Source organism: Streptomyces sp. NPDC002889 (assembly GCF_042888425.1).
Taxonomy (GTDB): domain Bacteria; phylum Actinomycetota; class Actinomycetes; order Streptomycetales; family Streptomycetaceae; genus Streptomyces.
The window spans coordinates 1-19,803 of the sequence record NZ_JBIAPT010000033.1 but is presented as its reverse complement, the minus strand read 5'-3'; the positions used below and the strand labels follow the sequence as shown (position 1 = coordinate 19,803).

The 19,803-nt window shown below is 67.2% G+C and carries 14 protein-coding genes and 1 pseudogene; 9 read left to right on the top strand and 6 right to left on the bottom strand.

The window, feature by feature from the left end; translation table 11 throughout:
- Positions 1–40 precede the first annotated feature (40 nt).
- The 3 genes from ACFYWI_RS34230 to ACFYWI_RS34220 all read left to right on the top strand — a co-directional run bounded on the left by ACFYWI_RS34230 (position 41) and on the right by ACFYWI_RS34220 (position 5,662).
- On the top strand, positions 41–3,502 hold the full coding sequence (locus ACFYWI_RS34230) for a DNA polymerase III subunit alpha (RefSeq protein WP_389239679.1): 3,462 nt from the start codon (positions 41–43) through the stop codon (positions 3,500–3,502).
- On the top strand, positions 3,499–4,527 hold the full coding sequence (locus ACFYWI_RS34225) for a hypothetical protein (protein ID WP_389239678.1): 1,029 nt from the start codon (positions 3,499–3,501) through the stop codon (positions 4,525–4,527). Before ACFYWI_RS34230 ends, ACFYWI_RS34225 begins: the two co-directional genes overlap by 4 nt.
- A gap of 265 nt (positions 4,528–4,792) precedes the next feature.
- The gene (locus ACFYWI_RS34220; protein ID WP_389239677.1) at positions 4,793–5,662 is read left to right on the top strand and encodes an esterase/lipase family protein; all 870 of its coding nucleotides are present in this window, start codon (positions 4,793–4,795) and stop codon (positions 5,660–5,662) included.
- Positions 5,663–5,752: 90 nt separating this feature from the next.
- Here the strand turns inward: ACFYWI_RS34220 and ACFYWI_RS34215 are convergent, their stop codons facing one another.
- The 4 genes from ACFYWI_RS34215 to ACFYWI_RS34200 form a co-directional block, all read right to left on the bottom strand.
- Positions 5,753–6,793: a lytic polysaccharide monooxygenase gene (locus ACFYWI_RS34215; RefSeq protein ID WP_389239676.1), complete on the bottom strand. Its 1,041-nt coding sequence runs from the start codon at positions 6,791–6,793 to the stop codon at positions 5,753–5,755.
- 1,233 nt (positions 6,794–8,026) lie between these two features.
- The gene (locus ACFYWI_RS34210) at positions 8,027–8,686 is read right to left on the bottom strand and encodes a hypothetical protein (RefSeq protein WP_389239675.1); all 660 of its coding nucleotides are present in this window, start codon (positions 8,684–8,686) and stop codon (positions 8,027–8,029) included.
- A gap of 74 nt (positions 8,687–8,760) precedes the next feature.
- A protein-coding gene (locus ACFYWI_RS34205; protein ID WP_389239674.1) for an IS5 family transposase occupies positions 8,761–9,635 on the bottom strand; the annotation gives its coding sequence in 2 pieces (ribosomal slippage) (positions 8,761–9,242 and positions 9,242–9,635; 876 coding nt in all).
- Positions 9,636–10,277: 642 nt separating this feature from the next.
- A complete protein-coding gene (locus ACFYWI_RS34200) occupies positions 10,278–10,958 on the bottom strand; it encodes a pentapeptide repeat-containing protein (protein WP_389239673.1) in 681 nt (226 codons plus the stop codon).
- Between the two features lie 297 nt (positions 10,959–11,255).
- On the opposite strand from ACFYWI_RS34200, the gene ACFYWI_RS34195 reads away from it, so the two are divergent.
- The 4 genes and pseudogenes from ACFYWI_RS34195 (at position 11,256) to ACFYWI_RS34180 (ending at position 14,833) form a co-directional block, all read left to right on the top strand.
- The gene (locus tag ACFYWI_RS34195) at positions 11,256–11,879 is read left to right on the top strand and encodes a GyrI-like domain-containing protein (RefSeq protein ID WP_328688013.1); all 624 of its coding nucleotides are present in this window, start codon (positions 11,256–11,258) and stop codon (positions 11,877–11,879) included.
- Positions 11,880–11,916: 37 nt separating this feature from the next.
- A pseudogene (locus ACFYWI_RS34190) lies at positions 11,917–12,972 on the top strand (IS256 family transposase); the annotation flags it as partial.
- Positions 12,969–13,448 carry a hypothetical protein gene (locus ACFYWI_RS34185; protein WP_389239672.1) on the top strand — a complete coding sequence of 160 codons (480 nt, stop codon included), beginning with the start codon at positions 12,969–12,971 and terminating at the stop codon, positions 13,446–13,448. The pseudogene ACFYWI_RS34190 and the gene ACFYWI_RS34185, both read left to right, overlap by 4 nt.
- A gap of 326 nt (positions 13,449–13,774) precedes the next feature.
- Positions 13,775–14,833: a hypothetical protein gene (locus tag ACFYWI_RS34180; RefSeq protein ID WP_389239671.1), complete on the top strand. Its 1,059-nt coding sequence runs from the start codon at positions 13,775–13,777 to the stop codon at positions 14,831–14,833.
- Here the strand turns inward: ACFYWI_RS34180 and ACFYWI_RS34175 are convergent.
- Entirely contained in the window at positions 14,812–15,108 is a 297-nt protein-coding gene (locus ACFYWI_RS34175) for a hypothetical protein (RefSeq protein WP_389239670.1), read from the bottom strand. The genes ACFYWI_RS34180 and ACFYWI_RS34175 overlap by 22 nt on opposite strands.
- Before the next feature lie 1,547 nt (positions 15,109–16,655).
- On the opposite strand from ACFYWI_RS34175, the gene ACFYWI_RS34170 reads away from it, so the two are divergent.
- Together ACFYWI_RS34170 and ACFYWI_RS34165 are read left to right on the top strand one after the other, a co-directional pair.
- Complete coding sequence (locus ACFYWI_RS34170) at positions 16,656–17,888, top strand: hypothetical protein (protein WP_389239669.1); 1,233 nt, start codon at positions 16,656–16,658, stop codon at positions 17,886–17,888.
- Between the two features lie 54 nt (positions 17,889–17,942).
- Positions 17,943–18,152 (top strand): DUF397 domain-containing protein, encoded by a 210-nt coding sequence (locus tag ACFYWI_RS34165; RefSeq protein WP_389239668.1) that lies wholly within the window; start codon positions 17,943–17,945, stop codon positions 18,150–18,152.
- 640 nt (positions 18,153–18,792) lie between these two features.
- On the opposite strand, the gene ACFYWI_RS34160 is transcribed toward ACFYWI_RS34165, so the two are convergent.
- Complete coding sequence (locus tag ACFYWI_RS34160; RefSeq protein WP_389239667.1) at positions 18,793–19,659, bottom strand: helix-turn-helix transcriptional regulator; 867 nt, start codon at positions 19,657–19,659, stop codon at positions 18,793–18,795.
- Positions 19,660–19,803 lie beyond the last annotated feature (144 nt).

Genomic DNA, 19,803 nt, shown 5'->3' with positions numbered 1-19,803 from the left:
GGAACCGGGGAGGTGAGACGGTCTGATCCAGGAGGTGCGGGTGCCCGGGTTCACGCATCTGCACACCGTTTCCGGGTTCTCCCTGCGGTACGGGGCCTCCCACCCGGAGCGGCTTGCCGAGCGCGCCGCCGAGCGGGGCATGGACGCCCTCGCGCTGACCGACCGCGACACCCTCGCGGGCGCGGTCCGCTTCGCCAAGGCGTGTGCGACGGAGGGCGTCGGGGTGCGGCCGCTGTTCGGGGTGGACCTCGCGGTGGGGGAGCGCTCGTACCAGGAGGGGCCCGCCGAGCGGCGGCGTACCCCGGTGCGCGGCGGGGCGTTCATCGACGAGTCCGCGCCCCGTACGATCTTCCTCGCCCGCTCCCGTCAGGGCTGGGGCGAGCTGTGCCGGATGGTCACCGCCGCCCACGCGGCGGACGACGGCAGCCCGCTGCTGCCCTGGTCCGACAACCACGGCGACGGGCTGACCGTACTGCTCGGCCCGTCCTCCGAGGTCGGCCGGGCGCTGACCGCGGGCCGTCCCGACCGGGCGGCGAAGCTGCTCGCACCCTGGCGCGAGAGGTACGGCGACCGGCTGTGCCTGGAGGTCGTGCACCACGGCCGCAGCGGCACCGGCCCCGGCTCGCTGCGGCATGCCGCCCGTACCCTCGGCCTCGCCGCCGAACAGGGTGTACGGGCCGTTCTGACCAATGCAGTCCGGTATGCCGACCCGGGGCAGGGTCCGGTCGCCGATGTCCTCGACGCGGCCCGCCGCCTTGTCCCGATCGACCCGCGCAAGGGCCTCGACAGCGGGGAACGCTGGCTCAAGGACCCTGCCGCGATGGCCGGCCTCGCCGACCGGGTCGCCCAGGCCGCGGGCTTCAGGAGCGACACCGCGCACCGGCTGCTCGCCATGACGGAGGAGACGGCCGCCGCATGCCTGGTCGATCCCGAGGACGACCTCGGGATCGGCACCGTCCACTTCCCGGAGCCGTACCTCGTCGGCGCGGACCGCCGCAGCGCCCAGCGGGTGCTGGCATCCCGGGCCGCCGCCGCGATGGTGCTGCGCGGCTACGACGGCCGGCGTGCCTACTGGGAGCGGATGCACCACGAACTGGACATCATCGCCCACCACGGTTTCGCCTCCTACTTCCTGACGGTCGCCCAAGTCGTCGACGACACCCGGAGAATGGGCATCCGGGTCGCGGCACGCGGCTCCGGGGCGGGATCCCTGGTCAACCATCTCCTCGGTATCGCGCACGCCGACCCCGTCGAGCACGGGCTGCTGATGGAACGCTTCCTGTCCAAGCGGCGGCGGGTGCTGCCCGACATCGACATCGATGTGGAGTCCGCCCGTCGGCTCGAGGTCTACCGCGCGATCATCGGCCGCTTCGGCGAGGAGCGGGTGGCGACCGTCGCCATGCCCGAGACCTACCGGGTGCGCCACGCGGTACGGGACGTGGGCGCGGCGCTGTCCATGGACCCCGCCGAGATCGACAGGATCGCCAAGTCCTTCCCGCACATCCGGGCCCGCGACGCCCGCGCCGCGCTGGAGGAACTGCCCGAACTGCGGTCCGTGGCGAAGGAGATGGAGCGTTACGGCCGGCTGTGGGAGCTGGTCGAGTCACTGGACGCGCTGCCCCGCGGCGTCGCCATGCACCCGTGCGGAGTGCTGCTCTCCGACGCCTCGCTCCTCACCCGTACACCGGTGATGCCCACCAGCGGCGAGAGCCTGCCCATGTCGCAGTTCGACAAGGACGACGTGGAGGAGCTCGGGCTGCTCAAGCTGGACGTCCTGGGGGTGCGGATGCAGTCGGCGATGGCGCACGCGGTCGCCGAGATACGGCGCGCGACGGGCCGGGAGGTGGACCTCGACGACCCGGGTCAGGTGCCGCCGGGTGATCCGGAGACCTACCGGCTCATCAAGTCCGCCGAGACGCTGGGCTGTTTCCAGATCGAGTCGCCGGGCCAGCGTGACCTGGTCGGGCGGCTGCAGCCGGAGACCTTCCACGATCTGGTCGTCGACATCTCGCTGTTCAGGCCGGGTCCGGTCGCGGCCGACATGGTGCGCCCGTTCATCGAGGCCCGCCACGGCCGCGCGCCCGTCCGCTTCCCGCACCCGGATCTGGAGGGGCCGCTGAAGGAGACGTACGGAGTCGTCGTCTTCCATGAACAGATCATCGAGATGGTGGACATCATGACCGGCTGCGGCCGGGACGAGGCCGACCGGGTGCGGCGCGGGCTCTCCGACCCCGGGTCGCAGGGGAAGATCAAGGTCTGGTTCGCGCAGCATGCGGAGGCGAAGGGATACGCGCCCGAAGTGGTCGGCCGCGCCTGGGAGATCATCGCGGCCTTCGGATCGTACGGATTCTGCAAGGCACACGCGGTCGCCTTCGCCGTACCCACCTATCAGTCGGCGTGGCTCAAGGCGCACCACCCGGCGGCCTTCTACGCCGGACTGCTCACTCACGACCCCGGGATGTACCCCAAGCGGCTGCTGCTGGCGGACGCGCGGCGGCGCGGGGTGCCGGTGCTGCCGTTGGATGTGAACCGGTCGGCGGTCGCCCATAGAATCGAACTGGTGTCTGATGATGGCGGGCGGGACGCCTGGGGGCTGCGGCTCGCGCTCGCGGACGTCCATGGCATCAGCGAGGCCGAGACCGCGCGGATCGAGGCCGGGCAGCCCTACTCCTCGCTGCTGGACTTCTGGCAGCGCGCCCACCCCGGCCGGCCGGTCGCCGAACGGCTCGCCCAGGTCGGCGCGCTCGACGCCTTCGGCGCGAACCGCCGCGATCTGCTGCTGCACCTGGCCGAACTCCACCGCGGACAGCGGGGATCGGGGAGGTACGGCAGTCAACTCCCCCTGGGCGACGGGCGCAGGACGGCTTCGATCGGGCTGCCCGACCTGGGGGACGCGGAGCGCCTCAGCGCCGAGCTGGGCGTACTGGGCATGGACGCCTCCCGTCATCTGATGGGAGATCACCACGCTTTTCTCGCCGAACTGGGGGTGGTCTCCGCCCAGCGGCTGCGAGCCGCCCCGCACGGGCAGACGGTGCTGGTCGCAGGCGCGAAGGCGGCCACCCAGACGCCGCCGATCCGGTCCGGCAAACGGGTCATCTTCACCACGCTCGACGACGGCACGGGCCTGGTCGACCTCGCCTTCTTCGACGACAGCCATGCCGCGTGCGCCCACACCGTCTTCCACTCCTGGCTGCTGCTGGTACGCGGAGTGGTGCAGCGGCGCGGACCGCGCAGCCTCAGCGTGGTCGGCGCGGCGGCTTGGAACCTGGCGGAGCTGGTGGAGCTGCGGCGTACGGGCGGCCTCGACGCGGTCGCGTCACGGCTGGCAGCTCCCGTGGAGACGGCGGACGAGGACCAGGAGGAGACTCCCGCTGACAGCGGCCGGCGGATCGAACTGCCCACGGGCTTTTCCCTGAACCCCTGGGCGGACCTTCAGCCGCCGGGTGAGAAGGCCGCCACCGGACGGAAGTTGTGGCACCAGAGCCCGGGGAGCGCCGGATGATCCTCTATGTACGCTTCCTGCTCCCGCCCGCACTCGAGACGGACGGGGTCGAGAGGGGCGCGTCGCTCGAGACGGGCGGGGTGGCGGCGGGAGGGGTCGAGGCGGCGCTGCCCGCGCTGCTCGGACTGGCCGAGGGCATCAGCCCCGTCGTGCAGGCGCTGCCGCCCGACGCCGTGCTCATCGATGTCCGGGGCGCCGAACGGTACTTCGGGCGGGACGCCACCCGGCTCGCCTCGCTGCTGCGGGTCCGGGCACTCGCACACTGCGGCGTGGACTGCGTGGTCGGGGTCGGCCCCGGGCCGATGCTGGCCAGGATGGTGGCCCGGGCGGCCGGACCCGGGACGACCCTGGTGGTGACGCAGGACGAGGCCGCCCGGTTCCTGGCCGACAAGCCGGTCGCCGCCCTGGACGGAGTGGGGCCGGCGACGGCCCGCACCCTGTGTGCGTACGGCCTCGACTCCATCGGCCGCATCGCCGCCGCGCCGCTCGCCGTGCTTCAGCGGATCATCGGTGCGCGGGCCGGGCGCGAGCTGTGGGAGCGGGCGCGCGGCATCGACCGTACGGCGGTCGTCCCGAACGCGGTCGCGCGCTCGATCGCGACCGAACGGGCCTTCCCGCGCGATGAGTTGGACCGGACGCAGCACCGCAGGGCACTGCTCTCGCTCGCCGAGGAACTGGGTGCCCGGATGCGTGGCGAACGCCAGGTGTGCCGGTCGCTGACCCTCACCGTGCGCTACGCCGACCGGTCCACGACCACCCGTACCCGCACGCTGCGCGAGCCGACCGCCCACTCCGCGGCGCTCACCGGCACGGCGTACGCGCTCCATGAGTCGCTCGGCCTGCAGCGCGCCCGGGTGCGGAGCCTTGCGCTGCGCGCCGAGGATCTGGCGCCCGCCGAACGGGCCGCGCGGCAGCTGACGTTCGACCCGGCCGACGAGCGGGCGCGCCGGATCGAGGCGGTGGCGGACCGGGCGCGGGCGCGCTTCGGCCCGCGGGCGATCGTGCCGGGGTCGCTCGCCGCGTAGGGGAGTGGGCGGGTCGGGGTTCCGGCTCCGGGGACGGACCGTCTCGGGTCGACACCCCGTCCCCTTCCGTTCCTGTCTGTCCCTTCCGTTCCATCCGCCCCGTCTTGTATCCGACCCGCCCCCTTGCTATTGACGAGAAGTCAATTCTTTACCGACGCGTAACTTCCCTGTTCGGGTTACCCGTGCGTAAGTTGACGTGAGCACAGCAAATCTATGTGCGGATCCAGCCATCGCAACTCCCCTTGAGCCGCAAGGAGACCGATCGATGCTGCCCTGGAAACGTGCGCTCAGGCCCTTGTCAGCCCTCGTGCTGACTGTTGTCCTCGCCTTCGCGCCTGCTGCCACCGCCACCGCCGATTCAGCCGCGGCCGCCCCCAGCCGCGGTTGGAACGACTATTCCTGCAAGCCCTCCACCGCCCACCCCCGCCCCGTCGTTCTTGTACACGGAACGCTCGGGAACTCCATCGACAACTGGCTCGTCCTGGCTCCGTATCTGGTGAAACGCGGCTATTGCGTGTTCTCCCTCGATTACGGCCAGCTCCCCGACGTGCCCTTCTTCCACGGACTCGGTCCTATCGACAAGTCGGCCGAGCAGCTCGATGTCTTCGTCGACAAGGTGCTCGCCTCGACCGGCGCATCCAAGGTCGATGTCGTCGGCCACTCCCAGGGCGGCATGATGCCGCGCTACTACCTCAAGTTCCTGGGGGGCGCGGCCAAGGTGAACGCCCTGGTCGGACTTGCTCCCGACAACCACGGCACCACCCTGAACGGGCTCACCGAACTGCTGCCGTACTTCCCCGGTGCGGCCGACCTGCTCAGCGAACGCACCCCGGGACTGGCCGACCAGATGACCGGCTCCGCCTTCCTGGCCAAACTCAACGCGGGCGGCGACACCGTGCCCGGCGTGCAGTACACCGTCATCGCCACCCGCTACGACGAGGTGGTCACCCCGTACCGCTCGGGGTATCTGGAAGGGGCGAACGTCCGTAACGTCCTGCTCCAGGACCTCTGTCCGGTCGACCTGTCCGAGCATCTGGCGATCGGAGTGTTCGACCTGATCGCCTACCACGAGGTGGCCAACGCACTCGACCCGGCGCACGCCACCCGCACCACCTGCGCATCGGTCTTCGGCTGACCAGGACCACCGGGGCAACCCGCTGAAGTACGCGACTGCCGTCCGCCCCTCCTCGGCGCGGACGGCAGTCCCTTCTGTGCGGCTGCCCGGTCAGCGGCTGTGCCGGCCCCGGCCCGCTGTCGCGGGCCTGCGGCGGGCGGCACCGAAGGTCGCGGCAGCGCCGACCGCCAGGGCGGCCGCGCCGCCGATCGCGAGGTACGGCGTATTGCTGTCGCCGCCCGTCCGGGCGAGGTTCTCGCTGCCGGCCTCAGGGGTGGCGTCGGCGCCGGAGCCCGCGTCACCGGCCACGGTGGGCTCGGCGGCGGTGTTCGCCTCGGGCGCGTTCTCGGCAGCCTCCCCGGCCGGAGCGGTCCCGTCCTTCTCGCTGCCGCTGCCGGCCTCTTCGCCGCCGTCGCCACCGTGGCCGTTGTGGTCGACCGTGGACTTGTCGGCGCCGTCCGCGATCTCCTCCTCGGAGGGCGCGGAGGCGGTCGGGGTGGACGTACCACCACCGTTGTCCTTGCCGAACACCACGTCGGAGCAGGTGTAGAAGGCCTCGGGGGAGTCCGAGCGCTGCCAGATGGAGTAGATCAGGTGCCGGCCGGACTTGCTGGGCACGACGCCGTTGAAGACATAAGCCCCGTTCTCCAGCTTCGGGTTGGTGACCTTCGCGAACGGCTTCGCCTCCAGATCCGACCACTTCAGGGGCTGGGTCGGGTCGTAGCCGTCCTTGGTGAGGTACAGCTCGAAGGAGCCCTTGTGCGGCGCGGTCGCCTTGTAGCTGAAGGTGCGGTTCCCGGGCGTCATCGCCGAGGACGGCCAGTCGGCACGGGGCAGATCGAGCCCCTTGTACTTGTCGCGCCCGGCGCTGCACAGCTTGCCGTCCGGGATCAACTGCTGGTGCTTGCCCGCGGCGTTGGCGATGTTGACTTCGTTCCAGTCGTAGAAGGCCTGCGTACCGCTGGCCGCGATCGCCGCCTTGCATGCCGCCGACTTCGGGTTCTCCGGCCCCTCGGCGAAACAGGCGGACACGCGGCTGACGGGATCCGTCATCGAACCGTGCGCGGACGCCGGGGCAGCGGCCAGCCCGGCCATCGCGAGCGGCGCGATGCCGAGTGCGGCGACCGTGAGGGCCTTACGGCGAGCGGTCATGGTGACGTTCTCCTTCAAAGCGGCAGAGACTGAGGAACACGAGGCCCGGTTCGAACGGCCGACGCGGCCCCCCGTAGGACTACGGCGCCGACTGCCCGAACCGGCCCCGGCGAGGAGCAAGCTAGCCGTTCCCCGAGGCGAAATCGCTGGCTGGGAGGGTGTGAAGCCGATCCTTATGGTCCCTTTAAGGCGGCAGTAAGGAGGGGCTCAGGAACACTGCGGAGCGCACGCGCCTGACCACGTGGTTCGGGGCTCCATCGTCCGCAGTCGTCCATCGGGAGCTGCCTCGTGTCGCCGCGTTTGGCTCCCTGTTTGGCTCCCTGTTTGGCTCCCCACAGGAGAGGTGGCCGGACGTCGGCACCACCCGTGGCGAAGCACTGAACGGTCGCGCGCCTCTCGTGCCTGAGAGGTTGGGTCTGCATGGGGGTCTCGGCCCAGTCCGCCGGCACGAGGACAGCCTTGTTCAACTCCACGCACCAGGCGTCGTGTCCTCAAGCACCCACGACTTCTTCGTCCCGAACGCGATCACGCGGCGCCGGGCGGCAGAGCTCGACCTGCGTATTCGAGGGCTGGTTGTCCGTTGCCGTCCACACCGGTCCACGTGTGCTCTCCGCGCTTGGCCCCCTGTTTGGCCAAGCACTGGCCCACAGAGTTGTCGGACGACGTCTGCCAGACCCAGGCATTACGAGTTGTCCGATCTTGCTCCGGTGACGTCCGCGGGCGTCCACCGTGAAGGGGACGCACCTGGTCAGAGCCCCAGTGTCGGATGTTCTGTGGACGACCGCGGTTCGTCTGGCTGGCGGCCACCCCCCGCGGCCACGCGCCTAGCTGCGGCAGGCGCATGCCGTGACTGCTGCCCCATTGGAAGTCCCGACCTGCGTCTTCTTAGTCCGCCACCCTTCGCCAGCTATCGCCGTACTTACGCGCCACCCCCAGATCGCTCTGGCCTGCAGAAAATCGCGTCGGAGCACAAAATTCGCCATGTGCCGCCATGGGGCCGCAGAGGAATCGCGCCACCCTGTGACCTGGAGAAACGTCATTTGCGCCAGCCGGGCTAGCTCGGCTGGTCTGTAAGGTAAGGGCAACGGCAAACGCTCGGTTGTGAGCAAGTCTGCGACCGTGCGCCTGAGATGCCCGTGCGCACACGAGTACCCGACTCCGGCGGTATCCGGAATCGGGCCTCGCGCGCGGGAACCGTGAGCCCGGCCGACTAGGGCGTGTTGCGAAAGTGGATCAGGAGTCGTGGTCGGCTCGGGCGGCCGTCTGGTCTGACCAGCCCCGCGACAGGGTGAGACGGCCGGATCGGAGCGCGTCGCGCTGTTCGGTCACCCATTGCTCAACCTGATCTACGGATTCCGCGACGGGTCGGTCCGTGGTGTTGAGCAGGTGGGTGGACCATCGCCGGTCGTCGGCAGTCCACCCGGTCCAGCGGTGCCAGGCCATCTCGGGCCAGCTGTTGTCGATGATGACGTCGGGTCGGTATCGGGGATCCTCGGCGTGCTTGCGGTGCCAGGCAGCCCAGCCGAGGAAGGCGTCAACCGCCGGAGCGTCCCATCGGCCCGAGTCGCGCATGGTGAGCCTGCCGCGCCGGACCTCGTCGGACACGTCGACCAGACACACCGCGATTCCATCCAGCAACGGGGCGGAGGGGCTGGCCAGGACCTCTCCCAGCGGGGACTGCCCGGTCAGTAGGAGGTCGACTCCACGCACCTGGTACTCCAGCGCACGACGCACCCACATCTCGGTCATGCGGTTACGCCACCAGCGATCGGCTCCTTCCGGTACGCCGAGCTCGTCGAAGTCGTGCACGGCGAGCCGCCCCAGCCGCTTGCCCACGGAGTAAGCGAGCGTGGTCTTGCCCGAACAGCTGGAGCCGGTCAGTTTGAGCAGCATCTCACCAGGGTGGCAGGTCAGTGGTGGTGTCCTCGAAAGGTTTTCCCGGGACTTTCCGCCCCCCGCTCCGCTAGTCACAGCCACTCGTTGATGGCAGCGACCAGTACGGTCGCTTCGTAGCGGACGGCCAGCTTGTCGTATCTCGTCGCCACCGCACGGTGCCTCTTCAGCCGGTTGATCCCGCACTCCACTGCGTGTCGCTCGCGATAGTCGACCTTGTCGAACTTTGGCGGTCGGCCGCCACGGGAGCCGAGCTTCTTGCGGTTGCGGACCTGGTCGGCTTTCTCCGGGATCGTGCAGCCGATGCCACGTCTGCGCATGTAAGCGCGGTTCGCTCGGGAGCCATAAGCCTTATCGGCCCGCACCTTGTCCGGCCGGGTGGGCGGCCGGCCCAGGCCCATCCGGGGCACCCGGATGGCCTCCAGCACCGGCTGGAACTGCGGGCTGTCATGCCGGTGCCCGGCGGTGACGATGAGCGAGAGCGGCTTCTGACCCTGCTCTACCGCCAGGTGCAACTTGGTGGTCAGTCCGCCGCGTGAACGCCCGAGGCCGTGGTCGCCGGGCTCGGTGTCGACGCCGCCAGGAGACTCCTTTTGCTCTGCCCCTTTTTACGCGCCCCGGCGGCGTGCTGGTGCGCCCGGGCGATGGTGGAGTCCACGCTGACGTCCCATGTGATGAGGCCCTTCGCGTCGGCTTCGGCCTGGAGCTGCTCGAAGATCCGCTTCCAGGTGCCGTTGCGCTGCCAGCGGCGGAACAGGTCGTAGGCCCGGTCCCACGGCCCGTACCGTTCCGGAACGTCCCGCCACGGCGCACCGGTCCTGGTCCGCCAGCGTATGCCGTCGATCAACTGCCGACGCGTCCACGTCGGCGGCCGCCCCGGCTTCTTGCCCAGCGGCAGCAACGGCTCCAACCGAGCCCACTGGCCATTCGTCAGATCTCCGCGCCCCACGGCGCTTGATCATCCACGACCTTGATCAACTTTCGCAACAGACCCTAGTAGACGGCCGGGCTCACCTTGCCCGACCAATCGTCCGGATCATGAGCGGTTCACCCCTGGTCAGTGGATGAACCGCTCGACACATCCCGCGATGGCCGTAACCGCGGTGAGGACCGCAACGGAAACCTGAAGCCACCATGACCGCTGGTGACATCGGTACCGGGACCTCGACTTCTTCGGTCGCACCATCAGGTTCAACTCTCCTCTCTCATCACCCGAACCAGGTCGGGTCCCTGCTCACATCGATCAGGGAGCTCAGGGAGAGCCAGAGTCGAACTCCACGCAACTTACCTCGCCTCCACCAACGAAAACTGGGGCGGCGGCCAACCGCCAGGGGCCGCCATAAGGAGAGCCACTGGTTCGTGCCCACCGGGCCTCGGCCCGACGGACTCAGCTCCCGAGCGCCCTGAGCAGCGCGCTCCAGCGACACATCAGAGCCCCAGGACCTCTTCGTCCCGAATAAGGTCCGAGGTTGATCTGTAACAGTGGGTCGAGGAGTTGTCGCAGGTCAGCCCGTCGGTACCCGTTGGCATGGCATGGTGCGTGCGTGGCAGTGCTGGTGAGAAGTTCTTCTCCCAGATTTCTCCCATGACGTCAGGGCGTCGGCGGGTACCACGGCTGAGGCAAGCCCAGCCCGGGCGGCAGAAGCTGTCCGCCTGAAGGCACCAGACCAGACGGCGCGACCCCGCGCGCGGTGGCGAAGTTGACCGTGCCGCCGGAGAACTCCGCGTCGTCGAACCCGACCGTGCCGCCGGAGAACTCCGCGAAGCGGAAGGGGACCGTGCCGCCGGAGAACTCCGCGTCGTCGAACCTGACCGTGCCGCTGAACGCCGCGCTGCTGAAGACCACCGTGCCGCCAGAGAACGCCGCACCGGAAAAGTCTCCGCCGTCGAAGAGGACGCCGGTGAAGTCCAGGTCGTGGCCCTGCCAGGTGTGGGGGTGCTCGGGGGCGAGGCGGAGGTGGTCGCGGATGAGGCGGATGACCGTGTGCCGGACCTCCCGCACGGCCAGGTATGCGTGCCGAGCATCCGCGTCGCCCGACGGTAAGTCGGCTTCGGCGGTGTACGGCAGGCGGAGGTAGGCGCATAGGACGTCGATGCAGGTCTGGCGGAGGTCGCGGGTGGGGGCGTCGTTAGCGAGGCCGGCGAGGGCGTGCACGCCGCCCAGGCGTACTGCGGCGGATTCCTCGCCGAGCTGGGAGAGCTCGGCCAACGTCGCGTGGGGCAGTTGATGGCGCAGGCAGATCAGGGTGAGCAACAGCCGGTCACTGAACACCAGTTTCGGCTTGCGCCCGGCTCCGGCCGCCCTGTGCGTTCGCCTCCGCGGCGCTCGGCACGGTCGGACTCCCGGGCGGCCTCCCAGCGCGGCGCCAGCTCGAAGACGAGCTCGGCAAAGTGGTGGCGTGTCACGCCCGTGAAGGCAGGATGGGCCAGGGCAGCACGAATCAGGGCACGAGTCACGTCTCCCGATCGTGCCGCCCGCCACTGACATCCCGTCAGCCTCGCTCAAGTGCCCCAAGGTCGTAAGCGGGCATCGCTGGGCGATGCGCATCTTCCAGGAAGTGAGGCACGCATGGCGCCGTACGACGTCAAGCGAGAGCGGAAAGAGTTCTACGCGCCCAAGAACACGGCGTGGGCCATCGTGGACGTTCCCGAACATCAGTTCATCGCCATCGACGGTACGGGGAACCCCAACACGGCGCCCGTCTACGCCAGCACGGTCGAGGCCCTCTACGCGGTTGCCTACACCCTCAAGTTCGCCAGCAAGCGCACGGCGGGCGGCGATTTCGTCGTCGCTCCGCTGGAAGGGCTGTGGTGGGCGGACCGGCCCGAAGCCTTCACCAGCGGAGCCAAGGACACCTGGAACTGGACCATGCTCATCAACATGCCCCCCTGGATCACCAAAGAGATGATCGAGGACGCCAAGCAGACCGCCCTGTCCAAGAAGAAGCTCCCCACGATCTCCCAGCTCCGACACTTCACCCTGCACGAAGGCTCCAGCGCCCAGGTGCTGCACATCGGCTCCTACGACGACGAGGCACCCGTGCTGCACGAACTCCACCACACCTACCTCGCCGCCAACGGCCTGCGGCCATCGGGCCTGCATCACGAGATCTACCTCAGCGACCCCCGCAAGACCGCCCCCGAGAAGCTGAAGACCATCCTGCGTCAGCCGGCCGAACGCCTCGACAGGTAGCTACCAGCCTGCCCTCAACTCAATTGCCCCCAAGGTCGTAACCACGGCGGCCGGGACGGTCGAGGTGAGGGCCCCGCGGGTGAACGACAAACGCGTCGACGAAGCAACCGGTGAGCGCAAGCGGTTCTCCTCGGCGATCCTGCCGCCCTGGGCACGGAAGTCTCCGAAGATCAGCGAGGTACTGCCGCTGCTCTGTCTGCATGGCCTGTCCTCCGGTGACTTCGTTCCCGCGATGGAGCAGTTCCTGGGCTCCTCGGCGGGCCTCTCGCCCGCGACGGTGACCCGGCTGACCGCCCCAGTGGCAGGCCGACCACTCGGCGTTCATGGACCGCGAGCTGTCCGCCACCGACTACGTCTACGTCTGGGCCGACGGCGTGCATCTGCGTATCCGTCTAGAGGACGCGAAGGCCGCCGTTCTGGTGCTGATGGGAGTGCGGGCGGACGGCACGAAGGAACTGATCGCGATGAAGGACGGCTACCGCGAATCGTCCGAGGCATGGGCAGGGCTGCTGCGGGACTGCGCCCGCCGGGGCAGGCGGGCCCCGCACCTGGCCGTGGGAACGGCGCACTCGGTTTCTGGAACGCGCTGAACGAAGTCTTCCCCGACGCCCGCCACCAGCGGTGCTGGGTGCACAAGACCGCCAATGTCTTGGACGCACTGCCGAAGTCGGCGCAGCCTGCCGCCAAGCGTGCGATCCAGGAGATCTACAACGCCGAGGACAAAGAGCACGCGGCCAAGGCGGTCGCCACGTTCGCCAAGCAGTACGGGGCCAAGTACCCCAAGGTCGTCAAGCGGATCACCGACGACGAGGACGAGCTGCTGGCGTTCTTCGACTACCCCGCTGAGCACTGGATCCATCTGCGGACCACGAACCCCATCGAGTCGACCTTCGCCACCGTGCGGCTGCGCACCAAGGTCACCAAGGGCGCCGGCAGTCGGGCCGCCGCGCTGAGTATGGTGTTCAAGCTGATCGAATCCGCGCAGGCCCGCTGGCGCGCGGTCAGCGCGCCCCACCTGGTTGCCCTGGTCCGGGCGGGAGCCCGCGTCGAGCGCGGCCAGCTGGTTGAGCGGCCGGAAGGGATCGCGGCATGATCAGCCCCCACCTCGACGAGGAGCCCGCCGAGCATCGGCGGTTCGCCCGCTATCTGGAGGGTCTGGAGGCCGTCGCCGAGGCGGACGAGGCCGACTTGGTGGCCGCCGTCCTGCGCGACCAGGACGCGACGATGGCGGACAGTGCGGTGGGACGCCATCTGGACCGCCGGGCCGCCGACTTGCTGACCGGCCCCAGGTTCGCGGCCTGGGCCCAGACCATGACCGAGGTGATCGCGGATCGCGACTTCCTCACCCTCCGCCTGCGCGAGTGGACGCTGCTCAGAACCGTTGCCCTGGGCAACCCATGGACCGCCGAGGAGCTCACCGGAGCAACCGACTGGTTCCAGCGTATGGCCGCAACCACGCAGATCGTGACCTCACCCAAGGCCCTCAGGCTGCTGGCAGAACGCGGACGAACCCGCCGTGTCCGAAACGCAGCGAGCCGTCAGCTGCGACACCGGGACCAGCCCAACTGACCTGATCCACAGGTCTTGACGATTCCTCCGACGAACCTTGGCGCTGCCACAGCAATTGGTCCCGGTTCTCACGGCGCACCGCATCGCCCAGCAACGCCAGCGAGAGACGCTCGGCCTCACCTGGAAAGAAGACGAGTCGGAGGTGCGCCGCCGGAGCGATTTCGGGTCGCTGTGGTGCTGCAGATAATCAAGTTATGTCTGTGGCAGATGGGAAAGCACGTTCTGATGGCCGAGTAGATAACCCGGAATGCCTTCAGGCCTATTGTGTCAGCATGTCCTGACCGGTACTCTTGCAGCTTGCCCAACAGGTCATTCCCGGGGGATGAATGCGGATTAAGCAAAATGTGCTACTTCGTGGCGCCGAAAAAACGTTGTCGCTTGAAGAGGCGCTCGCATGGAAGGGGGTTTTTTCTCTCCAGGGTATCGAGTTGCCAGAGTTCGATGCGAGGACCAATCTCTGTTCCGTATCGGAGCAGCAGCTGAAGGATATCCATCGCCTCTACGGGCCGGGTGGGTTATATAGGCTTTACTATCTGGCGCACTCTCACGCTGTTGGCGAGTTCCGTCATTTCTTCCGGCTTATTTCTGAGGAAATTAAATTTGGCCGGTCAGGCGCCTTAGACTCGCTGGCTAAAATTCTTGCGGAGTTGGTCCCGGGCGCCCCGGCTTGGATGTCACAAGGAGGGGGTAATGCCGTCTGGGATAATCAAATTCTGCCACAAAGTCGAGAGCTTGACAGGTTCAATTCGCATATTCTGCAGCCTTCACTTTCAAGGAAGCTATATAATCCAGGTGTCCATCCAGGATATTTGGTTCATGGGCTGGGAGGGCCGAAGATCCTTATCTCGCACCCATTTAGGGGGGTGAATGGGGAGCTCTATGATGTCTTCACTAATTGCGTAGATGTGGTCACCAGCTTGTGGGCGCGAGGTTACTTCGGCACCTTTCTTTTCTTGGATAATCTAGTCGGCCTTAATTTCGAAATGGAGGGAGTGCCGGCCTGGCTTCTGTGGTTTTCCATGATTGCCTCTCACTCTGATGCGGTATTCTTCATTAAGGAGTTCGAAGAAGGGTTCACGGGTTCCCAAGAAAGGGAGATCGGCTTTACTCCCGATAGGGTGCAGAAGAAGATCATTGAGATACCTAAAGGTGAACTAATCTGGGCAAAGGAGTACGAGTCCGCTTCAGTGGATTTCTACGTTGCTGAAGGGGTTAGCCTTACCCGTGAGGAGGCTTTTGAGCGGGAGGCTGAACATGCCAGGCTGTTGCTCAGAGGCTATTCAATGCCCGGCATTCCGAAGGATAGAATCGTACGGATGGAGGAGAATGGTAATGCTTCGCATTATCCATTGAACTTCCCTATCTACGGCCCGTCCGTCGACTGATCAGTGGGACCCGGACCGGGGAGGCAGCTGATCACGCGCAGGGTGAGAGCGGTCATCACGGGCAGTGCAGTGCGGCGGCCGCGTTGCTGCCATTTCGCCAGCCGGTCAGCGGAGCGGCGGTCGGTGATCCAGGTGAGGTGGGTGCCGTCGGGCAGCGGGCGAATCACCGGCAGCAGGCGTCCGGCCTGCACCCGCCACAGCAGGTCGGCTCCGGTGGCGGCGGCCTCTCTCAGCGCTTCGAAGCCGTCATAGCCGCGGTCGGCCAGCAGCAGCATCCCAGGCCCCAAGGACGCCAGCAGGCACCGGGCCTGCGGCAGTCCTGCCCCGCTGGGCTGAGGTGCTTGCTTTCGGGGCCGCGGCGTGAGGATCGTCCCGTGCTGGGGCATCGGCAGCAGATCTCGGTTGGCTCCCCGTTGGGCTCCCCACAGGAGAGGTGGCCGGACGTCGGCACCACGCGTGGCGAAGCACTGAGCGTCCGCGCGAATCTCGTGCCTGAGAGAGGTTCTCTGCGTCGAGGGTCTCGACCCAGGCCGCCGGCGCGAGGGCGGCTGGGTCGCGGGAGCCACCTGCCCCAAGCGCGGCTTGACCAGTGTCTGGCCCCGCGAGATCTCCATCAGCGTCCGGGAACGTCCACGCTCGGTCGCCCCGGTTGGCCCCCGGTTTGGTCCCCGACGGCAGGGCTTGCTAGAGCCCGGTCCGGTGGCTGTAGGACACGACGGTCAGGCTTTCATCGTCGATGAGCCACGGCGAAGTGCAGTGCACGTGCCCCCGCTGGCAATCGGTGGGGTGACGCTGCGATCGAGCGTGATCGAGTGAACGACCAAGCGCGCGTTGTGCGGTGCAAGCTGACGCTGCTGCTCGACTTCAGAACGAGTCAGGATCACCTGGGAACCTTCGGAAGTCGTTCCCTTGACCTCGACATGCAGCCTGTCGGTACCTCGGCGCAGGTGCAGGTCGGACTCCCCTGGCTCACGAGGCCATTTATGGATCTGGCGGGGGAAACGTCCCTGGCTGGCGGGCGTGAGGCGGCTTCGGCCCTCCCTGGGCCGTTCATTGGCGGTTTGAGTTCGCCTGTGTCCCGACGGCGAGTGGCAGGACCACCTGCTCGACCGTGGAACCAGGTTCCACGTGGGGTATGAAGCTCGTGGGTGCAGGCAGAAGGACACGGTGGGGGGCATTGGTGCGTCGCGATCGATTATTGCTTCGCTTGTTGGTGGTGGCAGCTGGGAGTGCACTGGCAGGGCTCGCGGTGGCAGTGTGGGTCCCCGACGCGTGGGCAGGCTTGATCGGCACAGCAGTTACTGCTTCGGTCGGTGCAGCTGTTGTTGGAGTCCGATCGGAGTGGCAACAACGGGCCGAAGCAAGGCGGCGCCGGCCAGCAGCGCTGGTGATCTCTTCCCCCCGCGGGCGCGCCCCTACGGTAGGGGAGTTGTCGGATGCAGTGGCAGTCGGTGCTCATCCAGCCGAGGCACTAGAGGTCGACGGTGTATGGGACCGCGTGCCCGTGTATGTCACCAGGGATGCGGAACCGGCACTGCATGCCGCCATACGTCGTGGTGGTTTTGTGCTACTGGTCGGGGAGTCAACGGCAGGTAAGACGAGGGCGGCTTATGAGGCGATGCGGTTGCTTCTGCCCGCCTGGTTGTTCGTAGCGCCATCGTCACGCGACATGATGTTGGCCCTGCTGGACGATTGGGAAGCAGGTAGCGAGTACGTCGTGTGGCTTGATGATCTAGAGCGCTTCCTAGGGCCGGGGGGCCTAACTATCTCAGCGCTGCATCGGCTTTTAGCGCCGGGCCCAAGGGCCCTTGTGCTCGCCACAATGCGTACCCATGAATATGAACAGTTTCGTGATCGCGAAGAACGAGACTTCAGCGGGGACGAACGGGACGTCTGGCGGGAGGCGCGGGCGGTACTGCGCCAGGCCGACGTCATCCACTTGGAGCGTCGATGGACAGAACAGGAGCGGGCTCGGGCCGAGCAAATGAGTGCAGTTGAGCCCCGGCTGGCTCGTGCCGTTGCAGGCGACGATCGTTTCGGAATCGCCGAGATCCTCGCAGCAGGCCCCGAATTGGCCCAGGCCTGGCGCCACGCGTGGGCTCCTGGCCAGCACCCTCGGGGAGCGGCACTGGTCGCTGCGGCAGTTGATGCGCGCCGCGCGGGCTACCATCGCCCCCTGCCCGCACGGATTCTCCAAGAGCTTCACACACACTACCTAGCTCAGCGCGGGGGACCGGAACTGCGTCCCGAATCGCTTCATCAGGCATGGTCCTGGGCGACTGCTCCTACCGTTCCTGCCGGAGCGAACAGCCTGCTCATTGGCGATGACGACAGGGGATATCTTGCCTTCGATTACCTGATTGACCTTCCTGGGCAGCCACCCATTCCCGAGGTCTTGTGGTTGGCCATTCTGGACCATGCGCCCCTCTGTGACGCATATGACATTGCTCGTAACGCCTACGGTGAGGGTCATTTCGGAGAACGCTTCCTTGCCATCCTGGTTCGTGCCGCACAGGAAGGAATCGGAGACTCTGAAACATTACTTTGGGACTTGGGGATTCAACCGCGACCGCCTGAGGTGGCTTTGTTGGATCATGAACGCAGACTGACCGCTCTCAGGGAAATCCTCGGGGAGGATGATGAACAGTATCTGATTGCACAGCATGACGTGGGAATTTGCACTATGCACTGTGGACGCCATGAGGAGGCTCTTCGGATTTTTGAGGATGTGGTGTGCCGAGGGACTTCCATCCGGGGGTGTGACGACCTCCTAGTCCTGGCCGGAAGATTCTGTGCAGGACTGTGCGTTTTCGGGCGAGATGCCCAAGAAGGCATGGCGCTACTGGAATCGACTCTGCAGGACAGCGTGCGGGTCCTTGGGGCTCGCCATCCAGCCACGTTATGGCGGAGGCGAAAGGTCGCGGAGTTGTTATTTGATATGGGAGATACGTCTGGGGCGTGGGAGCGTGTCGCTCCTCTGCAGGATGATTGTGCGATCTTACCGCACGATCATCCTGTTGCGATTATGGTGCGGTCGCTTGTTCAGCGATTCTAGGGTAGTTCCTCACCGGCTCTTGACCGGTGTTCGGATGCGCGGGATCGTAGCCTCATGACGGACATGTCGAGTGCCCAGTGGTTCAAGAGCTCTCACTCTATGAGCGCCCAAACCTGCGTTGAGGTCGCTGCAATGGGACAGGGTATCTTTGTGCGTGACTCCAAAGATCCCGCCGGCCCCGTTCTGTCCTTTAGCTGCCGCAGCTGGCAGGAATTCGCCGATTGCGCGAACAGTGAAACGTCGGTTTCTGCATTGTCGGCATGAGTTCATGTCGGCAAATGCGCTGCGGATACTCCATCTCGTTCTCCCGAGCATGATAGGAGCTGTCTACAGTTCCTGGTATGCGTCCTTCGCTACCGGGCATGCGCATGTCCTCGATGGTCAGCTCACCGATTGGCTCACTCCGAAGAGCATGAGCGGTTACGACGAGGCGGGTCGCGTCGGCCGGAGGGGCAGGCCAGCAGTCGCGCTCAAGCTCTTCCAGGGAGCGGGCACGGTCTACGGTTCGGGTCACCGGTCGATTGTCTCGCGCGAGATCTCAAACGCGGTCTGACCCTTGCCCCTACCTTCTTCCGGAGCCGATCCCAGCGAGGCGGAGTGCGCCGAGCGGGTCCGGAAGAACGGTACGTACGCAGCCACGTTGACCAGGGGCCCGCTTTTGCATGCAAACCGACGAGGGACGCACGGCCTATCTGCGTACTGTGGTGGCCCCGAGTACAGGTACCGTCCGGCTCGAAGTGACCGTGTGGGAACTCCCGAGCTGACCTCTCCACACAGGGCTGATGCGTTCTCAGGCTGCGAGATGAAGCCGGTCGAGCGCGTGCTCGGGCCGTGACCGATAGTGGTCGGCGGCAGCGGTGAGGGTCACCCGTCCGGCTTGGCGAAACCACCCAGCAGCCGCCGGTCATGGGAGCGCGGTGGTGGTACGGCCACCTGTGACGCGAAGAAGGTCCAGTTTCCCCGCGTTGCCGCCTCCGGTCGCTGCCGTGTAGGTGACCATGCGCAGGTCTGCGCCAGGGACGATGAGGACGTCACAGTCGAGCAGGATGTCGCCGATCTCTGGATGCCGGATCGTCTTGCGGTCAGTCGTGTGCTGGGCAGCGGCCGTCTCCGTGGCCCAGTAATGAGCGAAGGCGTCAGATATTGCTCGCAGCTCCTGCACGAGGCGATCGAGCTGGACGTCCCTGGGATAACGGGACACTGCATCCTTGAGGTCGGCGACGATCGACGCCGCTAAGGAGTCTGGTCCGCGCTCGGCATGGACGGGAAGCATCGAGGCATGTGCGACGCCGTTGCCGAAGAGTGCACGGGCGAGGTTGCGTTCGGCGGTAGGGAGGACGGCGGGATCACCGTGCAGGGCAACCCACATGCTGTTCCAGCACACCAGGGTCCAGTCGGCGGTGAACACGCCGACCGGGACGTCGCCGAGGCGCGCGGCGAGCCGTTGGATCCCCGGGGGCACATGGGGGCTGACCGTCCCGTCCTGCGGCGGCAGGAGCCCGGCGCTTCGGTACAGCTGGTCGCGCTCGGCGCGGGAGAGCTGAAGGGCCCGGGCGAGGGCGCCGACGACCTGGGCTGAGGGGTTCTTCGCGCGTCCCTGTTCCAGGCGCAGGACGTAGTCGACGGAGAGCCCGGCCAGCTGAGCGAGCTCCTCGCGGCGCAGTCCCGGGGCCCGGCGGCCGGCCGTCACCGTGAAGCCGGCGTCGGCTGGGGAGAGGCGGTCGCGCCAGGCGCGCAGGAGTGCGGCGAAATCGGAGCGGGAGGAAGCCATGGGGGCATTCTTGCCGCGCGGCGCCGCATCAGCCTGGGTACTGCCGGTCCTAGGGCCTGTGTGGGGTTGTGATCAGTCGGCGGCCTTCAGGAGGTCGTCGATCCAGATCATTGAGGCGCGGAGGTGGAGGCCGGCGAGGTAGCT

Bases quoted from the DNA above. Each gene is read 5' to 3' on its own strand.
- ACFYWI_RS34225 (WP_389239678.1), top strand. From the start codon at position 3,499: ATGATCCTCTATGTACGCTTCCTGCTCCCGCCCGCACTCGAGACGGAC.
- ACFYWI_RS34220 (WP_389239677.1), top strand. From the start codon at position 4,793: ATGCTGCCCTGGAAACGTGCGCTCAGGCCCTTGTCAGCCCTCGTGCTG.
- ACFYWI_RS34215 (WP_389239676.1), bottom strand. From the start codon at position 6,793: ATGACCGCTCGCCGTAAGGCCCTCACGGTCGCCGCACTCGGCATCGCG.
- ACFYWI_RS34210 (WP_389239675.1), bottom strand. From the start codon at position 8,686: ATGCTGCTCAAACTGACCGGCTCCAGCTGTTCGGGCAAGACCACGCTC.
- ACFYWI_RS34195 (WP_328688013.1), top strand. From the start codon at position 11,256: ATGGCGCCGTACGACGTCAAGCGAGAGCGGAAAGAGTTCTACGCGCCC.
- ACFYWI_RS34185 (WP_389239672.1), top strand. From the start codon at position 12,969: ATGATCAGCCCCCACCTCGACGAGGAGCCCGCCGAGCATCGGCGGTTC.
- ACFYWI_RS34180 (WP_389239671.1), top strand. From the start codon at position 13,775: ATGCGGATTAAGCAAAATGTGCTACTTCGTGGCGCCGAAAAAACGTTG.
- ACFYWI_RS34175 (WP_389239670.1), bottom strand. From the start codon at position 15,108: ATGCTGCTGCTGGCCGACCGCGGCTATGACGGCTTCGAAGCGCTGAGA.
- ACFYWI_RS34170 (WP_389239669.1), top strand. From the start codon at position 16,656: ATGCGTACCCATGAATATGAACAGTTTCGTGATCGCGAAGAACGAGAC.
- ACFYWI_RS34165 (WP_389239668.1), top strand. From the start codon at position 17,943: ATGACGGACATGTCGAGTGCCCAGTGGTTCAAGAGCTCTCACTCTATG.
- ACFYWI_RS34160 (WP_389239667.1), bottom strand. From the start codon at position 19,659: ATGGCTTCCTCCCGCTCCGATTTCGCCGCACTCCTGCGCGCCTGGCGC.